9 protein-coding genes and 1 tRNA gene are annotated in these 11,989 nt (G+C 68.5%); 9 read left to right on the plus strand and 1 reads right to left on the minus strand.

Annotated elements, in window-relative coordinates; all coding sequences use genetic code 11:
* Positions 1-147: 147 nt before the first annotated feature.
* The 5 genes from EAT51_RS20595 to EAT51_RS08020 all read left to right on the plus strand — a co-directional run bounded on the left by EAT51_RS20595 (position 148) and on the right by EAT51_RS08020 (position 5,105).
* Positions 148-465: a hypothetical protein gene (locus tag EAT51_RS20595; RefSeq protein ID WP_228257862.1), complete on the plus strand. Its 318-nt coding sequence runs from the start codon at positions 148-150 to the stop codon at positions 463-465.
* A 323-nt stretch (positions 466-788) separates the two neighbouring features.
* Entirely contained in the window at positions 789-1,439 is a 651-nt protein-coding gene (gene paoA / locus EAT51_RS08005; RefSeq protein ID WP_130519575.1) for an aldehyde dehydrogenase iron-sulfur subunit PaoA, read from the plus strand.
* Entirely contained in the window at positions 1,436-2,386 is a 951-nt protein-coding gene (locus EAT51_RS08010) for an FAD binding domain-containing protein (protein ID WP_130519577.1), read from the plus strand. The genes paoA and EAT51_RS08010 overlap by 4 nt, the downstream gene beginning before the upstream one ends.
* A gap of 2 nt (positions 2,387-2,388) precedes the next feature.
* The gene (gene paoC / locus EAT51_RS08015; RefSeq protein ID WP_130519579.1) at positions 2,389-4,596 is read left to right on the plus strand and encodes an aldehyde oxidoreductase molybdenum-binding subunit PaoC; all 2,208 of its coding nucleotides are present in this window, start codon (positions 2,389-2,391) and stop codon (positions 4,594-4,596) included.
* 434 nt (positions 4,597-5,030) lie between these two features.
* Positions 5,031-5,105 (plus strand) — tRNA-Val (locus EAT51_RS08020).
* Positions 5,106-5,196: 91 nt separating this feature from the next.
* Here the strand turns inward: EAT51_RS08020 and EAT51_RS08025 are convergent.
* The gene (locus EAT51_RS08025) at positions 5,197-6,207 is read right to left on the minus strand and encodes a LysR family transcriptional regulator (RefSeq protein WP_130519581.1); all 1,011 of its coding nucleotides are present in this window, start codon (positions 6,205-6,207) and stop codon (positions 5,197-5,199) included.
* Between the two features lie 130 nt (positions 6,208-6,337).
* On the opposite strand from EAT51_RS08025, the gene EAT51_RS08030 reads away from it, so the two are divergent.
* The 4 genes from EAT51_RS08030 (at position 6,338) to EAT51_RS08045 (ending at position 11,971) form a co-directional block, all read left to right on the plus strand.
* Positions 6,338-6,553 (plus strand): hypothetical protein, encoded by a 216-nt coding sequence (locus tag EAT51_RS08030; RefSeq protein WP_130522355.1) that lies wholly within the window; start codon positions 6,338-6,340, stop codon positions 6,551-6,553.
* Complete coding sequence (locus EAT51_RS08035) at positions 6,550-7,353, plus strand: SDR family oxidoreductase (RefSeq protein WP_130561480.1); 804 nt, start codon at positions 6,550-6,552, stop codon at positions 7,351-7,353. The genes EAT51_RS08030 and EAT51_RS08035 overlap by 4 nt, the downstream gene beginning before the upstream one ends.
* A 49-nt stretch (positions 7,354-7,402) precedes the next feature.
* Positions 7,403-8,614, plus strand: a complete 1,212-nt coding sequence (locus tag EAT51_RS08040; RefSeq protein WP_130561481.1) for an efflux RND transporter periplasmic adaptor subunit — start codon at positions 7,403-7,405, stop codon at positions 8,612-8,614.
* Positions 8,615-8,788: 174 nt separating this feature from the next.
* The gene (locus EAT51_RS08045) at positions 8,789-11,971 is read left to right on the plus strand and encodes an efflux RND transporter permease subunit (RefSeq protein WP_130561482.1); all 3,183 of its coding nucleotides are present in this window, start codon (positions 8,789-8,791) and stop codon (positions 11,969-11,971) included.
* Positions 11,972-11,989 lie beyond the last annotated feature (18 nt).

An 11,989-nucleotide genomic window follows, 5' to 3' on the forward strand; every position in this document is an offset into this window, starting at 1 on the left:
CCCCGATGCGCACGATGCCGAACAGGCGTCGTCAACCTTCGGCCTGACCGCGTTCGATACAAGCCGAGATCAGGGACGCGCAAAGGCGCGCTGGGCAATTCCGCACCGACCGGCGCTCGTTCTGCGCCCTGCATCAGGAGTGACGCCATGATATCCCGCACCGCCGACGACAAGCCCCACACCGATCTGAAGAACCCGGACGCCAAGCACGACGAGGCGCTGGAGGAAACCTTTCCGGCAAGCGACCCGATCTCGCCCTTCGTGCCGGCGGTGAGAGACGAGGGCAACGAGGAACATCGCGACGTCGCCAATGCGCACAGCGACCATGCCAAGGGCCACACGCCGGACAAGGTGCTCAACGACGAAAAGGCGCTGCGCAAACACCGTGACAAGCCGGAGGATCCCAAGCAGTCGCCGGTCGACCCCGAGCATGACTATTCCGACCCCAGCGGGCAGCGTGACTGACCGCGTTTGGTCGAGCCGCCCGATCAAGGGCGGTTCTTGTGACGCTCCGACGCGATCGCGCCGGGGCGAGGGGAGCCCCACAGTCGACCGCAGTCTTCCCGCAGCGCCGAGCGCCACTGCATGTGAAGCGCACACCATCTCGCGCTAGTCTTCTGACGGACCTGTCACCCCGTGACGCGCACGAACACGTGGTCTGAACATCGGCCTCACGCGCCGTGGCCGGGGATCGGGCGAGGCTAGCGGTCAGCTTCGATTGTCGAACGGGCGGCCACGCCATCCGTCTCGCGTCCGCCATCCCACCCAGCTGGAAGGAACAGCCAGGCATGAATCCCTCATTCGACGTGAAACTCACGCGCCGCGATCTGCTGATCACCGGCGCCGTCTCGACGGCCGGCGCCGCCTCGGCCAGTCTGCCGTCCACCGCGCAGGCCATGGCCGCGCCGGCCGCGCCGGAGAAGATCAGCAAGCTGCGGGTCGCCTTCGAGGTTAACGGCAAGCCGGTCACGCTCGAAGTCGATACGCGCACCACGCTGCTGGACGCGCTGCGCGAGCATCTCAAGCTGACCGGCACCAAGAAGGGCTGCGACCACGGCCAGTGCGGCGCCTGCACGGCGCTGGTGGACGGGCGCCGCATCAATACCTGCCTGAGCTTCGCCGTGATGCACGAGGGCAGCAAGGTCACCACCATCGAAGGCCTGGGCCAGCCGGGCAACCTGCATCCGATGCAGGCCGCCTTCGTCAAGCACGATGGCTATCAGTGCGGCTATTGCACGCCTGGGCAGATCTGCTCGGCGGTGGCGGTGCTGGACGAGATCAAGCAGGGCGTGCCCAGCCATGTCACCGGCGATCTTGAGGCCAGGCCCAAGTTCACGGTCGACGAGGTGCGCGAGCGCATGAGCGGCAACATCTGCCGCTGCGGTGCGTATTCCAACATCGTCGAGGCGATGAGCGACGTGGCGGGAGAGCGCGCATGAAGGCCTTTTCCTACGAGCGTGCTGGATCGGCCAAGGACGCCGCTGCCGCGCTGCTGAAGACGCCGAACGCCAAGTTCATCGCCGGCGGCACCAACCTGATCGACCTGATGAAGCTGCAGATCGAGACGCCCACCCACCTGGTGGACGTCAACGGCGTCGGGCTGGATCGCATCGAGGCCACCGACGAAGGCGGCCTGCGCATCGGCGCGCTGGTGCGCAACACGGACCTGGCCGCCGACAAGGTCGTGCGTCGCGACTACCCGCTGCTGTCGCGCGCCCTGGTGTCCGGCGCCTCGGGCCAGCTGCGCAACAAGGCGACCACGGCCGGCAACCTGCTGCAGCGCACGCGTTGCCCGTACTTCTACGACACCGCCCAGGCCTGCAACAAGCGCATGCCCGGCAGCGGCTGCGCGGCGATCGAGGGCTTCAACCGGACCCTCGCCGTCGTTGGCGCCAGCCCGGCCTGCATCGCCACCCACCCCAGCGACATGGCCGTGGCCATGCGCGCGCTGGACGCGACGGTGGAGACCACCAACGCCGAGGGCAAGACCCGGCGCATTCCGCTGGATCTTCTGTATCGCGCGCCGGGCACCACGCCGCATCTGGAAACCACGCTGGAGCGCGGCGAGTTCATCACCGCCGTGACCCTGCCCAAGCCGGTCGGCGGCACGCAGGTCTATCACAAGGTGCGCGACCGCGCGTCCTACGCCTTCGCGCTGGTGTCGGTGGCGGCGATCGTGCAGCGCGACGGAAGCGGCGCGGTGGCGCTGGGTGGTGTGGCGCACAAGCCTTGGCGCAAGCCGGAGGCCGACGCGGCCATGCCGCAGGGGGTCAAGGCCGTGGTCGATCAGCTGCTGGCCGGTGCCAAGACATCCGAACACAACGCCTTCAAGCTGCCGCTGGTCGAGCGTGCACTGGGCGCGATCCTGGCCGAAGCGAGGGCCTGAGCATGAAATTCGATACCCCCGCCACCACCAATCCGATCGACCAGGGCAAGGTCGTCGGCCGCGCCCAGGACCGCATCGATGGGCCGCTCAAGACTACCGGCACCGCGCCTTATGCCTACGAGCATCATGACGTGGCGCCCGGCCAGGTCTATGGCTATCCGGTGTGCGCCACCATCGCCAAGGGCCGCATCCGCTCGATCGACACCGATGCGGCCAAGGCCGCACCCGGCGTGCTCGGCATCGTCACCGCGGCCAATGCCGGCAAGCTGGGCAAGGGCAAGATGAATACCGCGCACCTGCTCGGCGGCCCGGAGATCCAGCACTACCACCAGGCCGTCGCGCTGGTGGTCGCCGAGACCTTCGAGCAGGCGCGCGCCGCCGCGCATCTGATCAAGGTCGACTACACCCGCAGCGATGGCGCCTTCGACCTGGCCAAGGCCAAGGGCCAGGCGAAGATGCCGAGCGATTCGCAGGACAACAAGGACACCGCGCACGGCGACTTCGCCGGCGCCTTCGCCAGCGCGCCGGTCAAGCTGGATGCTACCTACACCACGCCCGACCACAGCCACGCGATGATGGAGCCGCACGCCTCCATCGCGCAGTGGGAAGGCGATCAGCTGACGCTGTGGACGTCCAACCAGATGATCGCCTGGAGCGTGGGCGACGTGGCGCTGACCCTGGGTATTCCCAAGGAGAAGGTGCGCCTGGTGTCGCCGTATATCGGCGGCGGCTTCGGCGGGAAGCTGTTCGTGCGCTCCGATGCCGTACTGGCGGCGCTGGGCGCCAAGGCGGTGGGGCGGCCGGTCAAGGTGACCCTGCCGCGGCCGCTGATCATCAACAACACCACCCATCGCCCGGCCACGCTGCAGCGCATCCGCCTGGGTGCCACGCGCGAGGGCAAGATCACCGCGTTCGGCCACGAGAGCTGGTCGGGCGATCTGGAAGGCGGCCAGCCGGAGACCGCCGTCTCGCAGAGCCAGCTGCTCTACGCGGGCGAGAACCGCATGACCGCCATGCGCCTGGCCGTGCTCGACCTGCCCGAAGGCAACGCCATGCGCGCCCCGGGCGAGGCCTCGGGGATGATGGCGCTGGAAGTGGCCATGGACGAGTTGGCCGAGAAGCTGGCCATGGACCCGGTCGAACTGCGCATCGTCAACGACACCCAGGTCGATCCCAACCATCCCGAGCGCCCGTTCTCGCAGCGGCACATGGTCCAGTGCCTGCGAATGGGCGCGGACAAGTTCGGCTGGAACCAGCGCAGCGCCAAGCCCGGCACCCGCCGCGAGGGGCGCTGGCTGATCGGCATGGGCATGGCCACCGCCTTCCGCAACAACCTCAACATGAAGTCCGCCGCGCGCGTGCGCCTGGGCGCTGACGGCGTGGTCACGGTGCAGACCGACATGACCGACATCGGCACCGGCACCTACACCATCCTCGCCCAGACCGCCGCGGAGATGATGGGCGTGTCGCTGGAGCGGGTGAAGGTGGAGCTGGGCGATTCGTCCTTCCCGGTCTCGGCCGGTTCGGGCGGGCAGTGGGGCGCCAATAGCTCTACGGCCGGCGTGTACGCGGCCTGCGTCAAGCTGCGCGAGGCCGTGGCGGGCAAGTTCGGCATGGACGCGAACGGCGCCCGCTTCGAGGACGGCCTGGTCGTGGCCGGCGGCCAGCGCAAGAAGCTGGCCGACGCGGCGGCCGATGGCGAACTGGTGGCCGAGGACAAGATGGAATACGGCGATCTGGCCAAGAAGTACCAGCAGTCCACCTTCGGCGGCCACTTCGTCGAAGTCGCGGTGGACAGCGCCACCGCCGAGATCCGCATCCGCCGCATGCTCGCGGTGTGTTCGGCCGGCCGCATCCTCAACCCCAAGTCCGCGCGCAGCCAGGTGATCGGCGCGATGACCATGGGCGCCGGTGCGGCGCTGATGGAGGAGCTGGTGGTGGACAAGCGCCTGGGTTTCTTCGTCAACCACGATCTGGCCGGCTACGAGGTGCCGGTGCACGCCGACATCCCGCACCAGGAAGTGATCTTCCTGGAGGAGACCGACCCGATCGTCTCGCCGATGAAGGCTAAAGGCGTGGGCGAGCTGGGCATCTGCGGCGTGGCCGCGGCGATCGCCAACGCGGTCTACAACGCCACCGGCGTGCGCGTGCGCGACTACCCGGTGACGCTGGACAAGCTGCTCAAGGAGATGCCAGCGCTGACAGCCTGAACGTCGTGGCCGGGTCGGGCGTTGTCTCGGATCGAACCCCGCCTCGTTGTTCGGTGGAAGCCACGCTTCCGATCACATCGCGACCTGCTTGTAGAGCGGAGCTTGCTCCGCTGCATTTCGGCCGGATCGACGGAAAGGCCTAGCGGAGCAAGCTCCGCTCTACAGGGTGGGGTCGCTTTAGGCCAAAAAAAGCCACCGGGCGGCTCGCGCGGGATTGGGTCGGCATTCCGCGAGGACTTGTCGCACTTGGCAGCGCCGCGAACGATGCTGTCCGGCGCGCTGCCACACCCGTCCGGACCGATGCCCCTCTCAGGCAAAGAACCGCTCACGCGCCGCAATCCCCTGCCCGGGAGAGGATCCAGAAAAACGGTTTGACCGATCCGGGAAGTGCCATTACTATTTGCGCCCCGATCGGCCCCAAGGGCTCGCATCGAGGGCGGTTAGCTCAGCGGTAGAGCATTGCCTTCACACGGCAAGGGTCGCAGGTTCGATCCCTGCACCGCCCACCAAGTCTCACGAAAAAGCCGGCTTCGCGCCGGCTTTTTCGTGTCCATTGCGCGAAGCCGGCGCAACACCTGCGCCGGCCCGCCACCTGTCGCCTCAGCTCAGCACTTCCTCCAGGATGCGCTTGCCGTCGTGGCGCGCATCGTGCTCGGCGTCCTGTTCCTGCTCGGCCTGCGCCTTCATCAGCGGGCAGTGCGCGCTCATGTAGTCGATCTCCAGGTTGAGGCGTTCGAGCAGGAAGTCGACGAAGGCGCGCACCTTGGGCGACTGCACATGGCCGCGCGGGAAGACCGCGTTGAGCTCGTACTCGCCACCCGTCCAGCCGGCCAGCACGCGCTGGACCAGACCATGCTCGACGAAGGGCTTGACCATCACGTCGGCCGAAAGCAGCAGACCCTCGCCGCACAGCAGCGCGCCCTTGAGCGCCGACGGATCGTTGGCCACCAGGATCGGATTGATCGCGAACTCCCGCGCGCCGTTGCCATCGTTCAGCGACCAGCTGTAGCTGTGCCCCTGGCGGTGCTTGGTCATGGCGAAGGTGCGGTGGTACTGCAGATCGTCCGGGTGCAGCGGCTCGCCATGCCGGGCGATGTAGCTGTTGGCGGCGAACACCTGCGTGTACAGCACGCCCAGCTTGCGTGCGATCAGGTTGGAGTCGGGCAGGTTGCCCAGGCGCAAGGCCACATCGACCTCGCCACCGATCAGGTCCATCGGCTCGTTGCTCAGCAGCATCTCCACCCGCACCTCCGGATGGCGCGCATGGAACTCGCCGAGCAGCGGGGCGATCTTGTCGATGCCGATGGAGTAGGGCGCGGTGACGCGCAGCCAGCCGCGCGGGCCGGCGTGCAGCTGGCCGACGGCGCTCTCGGCCTCGGCCAGTTCGCGCGCGATGCGCTGGCAGTGTTCGTAGTAGACGTTGCCGGCTTCGGTCAGGCCTAGCTTGCGCGTGGTGCGGTGCAGGAGCTGCGCGCCCAGGCGCGTTTCCAGCTCCTGCACCTTGCGGCTGACCGTGGTCTTGGGCAGCCGCAGTGCGCTGGCGGCGCCGACGAAGCTGCCCTTCTCGACCACCTTGACGAAGATCAGGGTGTCGTTGAGATCGTGGGACATTGGAGTCCTCCTTGGCGGGGGAAGAGGGATTGGACCGGGAGCGGGATGATTATTCCCCTAAATCTGGACTAATCAAGTCCTGCATGCAGGCCTAAGGTGGCGACCTGTCCTGATCACCTGGCCCACCGCCATGTCCCTGCTGACCCGCCTGCGCCGCTTCCTGGCCCCAGAGAACCGCCGGAAAATGGAGATTTCACCGGTCTCTACCTTGCTGCGCGCCCGCCAGGACGCGGGTTTCCGCGACTTTGCCCCGAGCCGCCGCAATCAGCTGGGTGCGGCCCGGGTCACCGGTCGGCTGGGTCGCGATTTCGGGATTATCCCGATGGCGGGAGGAAAACTCCCATGAGTGGGATGATCAAGCCCGTCACCCCGTTGGCCGCCTCGCTGGTGCTCGGCGCCGATGGCGCGGCCGGTGCCGGCGTGGTCGCCGCGCTGATCGAGGCCGGCAGCCCGGTCGTGGCGGTGGGCGCGCCGGGCGAGATGATGGACGCGCTGGCCCAGGCCCATGGCGAAGAGCCCGGCCTGCACCTGCTGCGCCAGCCGCTGCCGCTCGACGAGGCGGCCGCCGCCGCGCTGGCGGAGCAGGTGCGGGCGCATGGCGTGCGCCTGCATGCCGTGTTCGCGCATCTGTTCGCCCCCTCGACCAGCGGGCGCCTGCTGGACCAGCCCGCCGCCCGCCTGGAGCAGCGCCTGTCGCACGATGTGGTCGCGCACCTGGCGCTGGCGCGCCATCTGCTGCCGCTGCTGCAGGACCAGGACGGCACCCGCCACTACGTGATCCTGGGCGGGCCGGCCACCGAATGCGGCTGGGCCGGGCACGGCCACGCCTCGATCGGCTCGGCCGCCCTGCACATGCTGGCCAAGGTGCTGCACGAGGAAGCCGTCCCGCTGGGCGTGCGCGTGCAGCTGCTGGCCGTGGCCCACCCGCTGTCCACGCCGAAGAACCGCGCCCATGCCTGCGCCGGCTGGCCCGATGCGCTGAGCGTGGGCCGCAGGGCGGTCGAACTGCTGCGCCCGGCCGCTTCCGGCCGCGTGCGCGCCGTCGTGCCCTTCGATGCGGCGTGGGTGCCGCCGCCGGTACGCACCCTGTTCGACGCGCTGCCCAGCGCGCCCACCGTCTCTTCGCTTGACCTCAACCGTGGTTGAGGTCGCAACCTCGCCGCGCCTTTCGTTTTCCCCACAAAGAGTCTTCGTCATGAATCCTTCCCGCACCGACTCCTTCTTCCGTGCCCGTCGCTTGTCCTCCTTCGCGCTGCTGGCCTTGTCGGTGGCGGTGATCGCCGGCTGCAACAGCAACGCCGCCGAGACCGCCGCCCCGCCGCCGCCCGCGGTGAGCGCCGCCCCGGTGCTGATCAAGCCCATCCGCCAGTGGGACGAATTCAGCGGCCGCATCGAAGCGGTGCAGACCGTGCAGCTGCGTCCGCGCGTGTCCGGCTACATCGAGTCGGTCAACTACCGCGAGGGCGATGAGGTCAAGGCAGGCACGGTGCTGTTCACCATCGACGCGCGCAGCTACCGCGCCGCGCTGGCCCAGGCCCAGGCCCAGCTGGCCCGCGCGCGCAGCGCCGCCAGCCAGGCCACCGGCGAGGCCGATCGTGCCCGCAAGCTGGCCGATCAGCAGGCCATGTCCACCGAGCTGTACGAACAGCGCCGCGCCACGTCCAACGAGGCCGCCGCCGAGGTGCAGGCCGCGCAGGCCGCGGTGGACGCCGCGCGCCTGGACCTGGAATGGACCAAGGTGCGCGCGCCCATCGACGGCCGCGCCGGCCGTGCGCTGGTCACCGCCGGCAACCTGGTCGGCGCCGGCGATGCGGCCAGCGTGCTGACCACGGTGGTGTCCGACCAGGTGCAGGTGCACTTCGACGCGGACGAGACCACCTTCCTGCGCTACGCCGAACTGGCGCGCAAGGGCCAGCGGCCCAGCGGCCGCGAGGGCGGCCTGCCGGTGCAGGTGGCGCTGGTCGGCGAGGACGGCTATCCGCACGCGGGGCAGGTGGACTTCGTCGACAACCAGCTCTCGCCCGGCACCGGCACCATCCGCGTGCGTGCGCTGATGGACAACGCCGACCGCAGCCTGGTGCCCGGCCTGTATGCGCGCGTGCGCCTGCCGGGCAGCGGCGAGTTCAAGGCGATGCTGGTCGACGATGCGGCCATCCTCACCGACCAGGACCGCAAGTACGTCTACGTGGTCGATGCGCAGGGCAAGGCGCAGCGCCGCGACGTGCAGCTCGGCCGCCTGGCCGACGGGCTGCGCATCGTCAACGGCGGTCTGCAGGCCGGCGACAAGGTCGTGGTCGAGGGCGTGCAGAAGATCTTCATGCCCGGCATGCCGGTGCAGGCCAAGACGGTGGCGATGCAGCCGCCGGCGGCCAAGCCGGCAGAGCAGCGCACCACCGCGATGAACTAGCGCGGCCGGGTGGGGTGGGAGCCGCCATGGCGGCGATGGGGCTTTACAGGGAAGGCCCATCGCCGCCAGGACGACTCCCACCTCCACCCCACAGGCAGGAATGCAACACGCAATGAAGCCTCGCTCCGGGAAAGGAGCGAGGGCGGCGTCGCTCACTTTCAGGAACACCACCCCATGAACATTTCCAGATTCTTCATCGACCGGCCGATCTTCGCCGCCGTGTTGTCCATCGTGATCTTCGCCGCAGGCCTGATCGCGCTGCCGCTGCTGCCCACCGGCGAATACCCCGAAGTGGTACCTCCGTCGGTGGTGGTGCGCACGGTGTACCCGGGCGCCAATCCCAAGGTCATCGCCGAGACCGTGGCCACGCCGCTGGAGGAGCAGATCAACGGCGTCGAGAACATGATGTATCTCAAGTCGGTGGCCGGCTCGGACGGCGTGCTGCAGATGACGGTCACCTTCCGCCCCGGCACCGACGCCGACGATGCGGCGGTCAAGGTGCAGAACCGCGTGGCCCAGGCCAATGCGCGTCTGCCCGAAGACGTGCGCCGCCAGGGCGTGACGGTGCAGAAGCAGTCGCCGACCTTCCTGATGGTGGTGCACCTGACCTCGCCCAAGGGCAAGTACGACAGCCTGTACCTGCGCAACTACGCGCGCCTGCACGTCAAGGACGCGCTGGCGCGCATTCAGGGCGTGGGCGATGCGCAGGTGTTCGGCGGCGGCGATTACGCGATGCGCGCCTGGCTCGATCCCGAGCGCATCGCCGCGCTGGGCCTGAACGCCAGAGACGTGGTCGGTGCCATGCGCGAGCAGAACGTGCAGGTCTCCGCCGGCCAGCTCGGCGCCGAGCCCATGCCGGGCAGCAAGTTCCTGACCCTGATCAACGCCCAGGGCCGCCTGCGCACCGAGCAGGAGTTCGGCGACATCGTGCTCAAGACCGGCAGCGACGGCCAGGTGGTGCGCCTGCGCGACGTGGCGCGGCTGGAGCTGGGCGCCGGCGACTACACGCTGCGCTCGCAGCTGGACGGCAAGAACGCGGTCGGCATCGGCATCTTCCAGGCGCCCGGCGCCAATGCGCTGCAGATTCGCGATGAGGTCATCGCGACCATGGACGAGCTGACCAAGCAGTTCCCCGAGGACGTCAAGTACGAGGCGGTCTACGACACCACGATCTTCGTGCGCGATTCGATCAGCGCGGTGGTGCACACCCTGCTGGAGGCCGTGCTGCTGGTGGTGCTGGTGGTGATCCTGTTCCTGCAGACCTGGCGCGCCTCGATCATCCCGCTGATCGCCGTGCCGGTGTCGGTGGTGGGCACCTTCGCCGCGCTGTACCTGCTGGGCTTCTCGATCAACACCCTGACCCTGTTCGGCCTGGTGCTGGCGATCGGCATCGTGGTGGACGATGCGATCGTGGTGGTGGAGAACGTCGAGCGCAACATCGAGGAAGGCCTGACCCCGCTGGCCGCCGCGCACCAGGCCATGAAGGAGGTCTCCGGGCCGATCATCGCCATCGCGCTGGTGCTGTGCGCGGTGTTCGTGCCGATGGCCTTCCTGTCCGGCGTGACCGGCCAGTTCTACAAGCAGTTCGCGGTGACCATCGCCATCTCCACGGTGATCTCGGCGATCAACTCGCTGACCCTGTCGCCGGCGCTGGCCGCGCGCCTGCTCAAGGGCCACGACGCGCCCAAGGACGCGCTGTCGCGCGGCATGGAGCGGGTGTTCGGCCGCTGGGTGTTCCGCCCGTTCAACCACTTCTTCAACCGCAGCTCGTCGCGCTACCAGGGCACGGTCTCGCGCATCCTGGGCCGCCGCGGCATCGTGTTCGGGATCTACATCGTCCTGCTGCTGGCCACCGGCGTGATGTTCAAGGCGGTGCCGGCCGGCTTCATCCCGACCCAGGACAAGATGTACCTGATCGCCGGCGTGAAGCTGCCCGAAGGCGCCTCGATCGAGCGCACCGACGCGCTGCTGCGCAAGGTTTCCGACATCGCCATGCACACCGAGGGCGTGTCGCACTCGATCTCCTTCCCCGGCCTCAACGCGCTGCAGTTCACCAACACGCCCAATACCGGCGTGGTGTTCCTGACGCTCAAGCCGTTTGCCGAGCGCCATCGCAGCGCGCTGGAGATCAATGCCGAGATCAACCGCAAGATCTCCTCGCTGGGCGAGGGCCTGACCTTCTCGATGATGCCGCCGCCGATCCTGGGTCTGGGCAACGGCAACGGCTACCAGATGTTCATCGAGGATCGCGGCAACCTGGGCTACGGCGCGCTGCAGAACGCGGTCAGCCAGTTCCAGGGCGCGGTGTCGCAGGTGCCGGGCATGAGCTTCCCGATCGGCACCTACCAGGCCAATGTGCCGCAGCTGGATGCGCAGGTGGACCGCACCAAGGCCAAGGCCCAGGGCGTGGCGCTGACCGACCTGTTCGACACCTTGCAGACCTATCTGGGTTCGGCCTACGTCAACGACTTCAATCAGTTCGGCCGCACCTGGCAGGTGATCGCCCAGGCCGATGCGCCGTACCGCGAGACGGTCGAGGACATCGCCCGCCTCAAGGTGCGCAACGCCGCTGGGCAGATGGTGCCGGTGGGCTCGATGGTGGACATCAAGCAGACCTACGGCCCCGACCCGGTGCTGCGCTACAACGGCTATCCGGCCGCCGATCTGGCCGGCGAGGCCGATGCGCGCGTGCTGTCCTCGGCCGAGGCGATGCAGAAGCTGACCGACCTGGCCGCCCAGGTGCTGCCCAACGGCATGCATATCGAATGGACCGACCTGAGCTACCAGCAGGCCAGCCAGGGCAAGGCGGCGATGGTGGTGTTCCCGCTGGCGGTGATGCTGGCCTTCCTGGTGCTGGCCGCGCTGTACGAAAGCTGGACCCTGCCGCTGGCGGTGATCCTGATCGTGCCGATGACGCTGCTGTCCGCGCTGTTCGGCGTGTGGCTCAGCGGCGGCGACAACAACGTGTTCGTGCAGGTCGGCCTGGTGGTGCTGATGGGCCTGGCGTGCAAGAACGCGATCCTGATCGTCGAATTCGCCCGCGAGCTGGAGCTGGGCGGCAAGGGCATCGTCGAATCCGCCCTGGAAGCCTGCCGCCTGCGTCTGCGCCCGATCGTGATGACCTCCATCGCCTTCATCGCCGGCACGGTGCCGCTGGTGTTCTCGCACGGCGCCGGCGCCGAGGTGCGCGCGGCCACGGGCGTGACGGTGTTCGCTGGCATGCTGGGCGTGACCCTGTTCGGCCTGTTCCTGACCCCGGTGTTCTACGTGGCCCTGCGCAAGCTGTCCGGCCGTCAGCTGGTCCATCACGACGCGGCCCCGGCTCTGGCGCAGACCCATCCGCAAACCGCGCACTGAGCGCGTCCTTCCTTCTCG

This window comes from Pseudoxanthomonas winnipegensis, from assembly GCF_004283755.1.
In the GTDB taxonomy this organism is placed as follows: domain Bacteria; phylum Pseudomonadota; class Gammaproteobacteria; order Xanthomonadales; family Xanthomonadaceae; genus Pseudoxanthomonas_A; species Pseudoxanthomonas_A winnipegensis.

Bases quoted from the DNA above. Each gene is read 5' to 3' on its own strand.
- EAT51_RS20595 (WP_228257862.1), top strand. From the start codon at position 148: ATGATATCCCGCACCGCCGACGACAAGCCCCACACCGATCTGAAGAAC.
- paoA (WP_130519575.1), top strand. From the start codon at position 789: ATGAATCCCTCATTCGACGTGAAACTCACGCGCCGCGATCTGCTGATC.
- EAT51_RS08010 (WP_130519577.1), top strand. From the start codon at position 1,436: ATGAAGGCCTTTTCCTACGAGCGTGCTGGATCGGCCAAGGACGCCGCT.
- paoC (WP_130519579.1), top strand. From the start codon at position 2,389: ATGAAATTCGATACCCCCGCCACCACCAATCCGATCGACCAGGGCAAG.
- EAT51_RS08025 (WP_130519581.1), bottom strand. From the start codon at position 6,207: ATGTCCCACGATCTCAACGACACCCTGATCTTCGTCAAGGTGGTCGAG.
- EAT51_RS08030 (WP_130522355.1), top strand. From the start codon at position 6,338: ATGTCCCTGCTGACCCGCCTGCGCCGCTTCCTGGCCCCAGAGAACCGC.
- EAT51_RS08035 (WP_130561480.1), top strand. From the start codon at position 6,550: ATGAGTGGGATGATCAAGCCCGTCACCCCGTTGGCCGCCTCGCTGGTG.
- EAT51_RS08040 (WP_130561481.1), top strand. From the start codon at position 7,403: ATGAATCCTTCCCGCACCGACTCCTTCTTCCGTGCCCGTCGCTTGTCC.
- EAT51_RS08045 (WP_130561482.1), top strand. From the start codon at position 8,789: ATGAACATTTCCAGATTCTTCATCGACCGGCCGATCTTCGCCGCCGTG.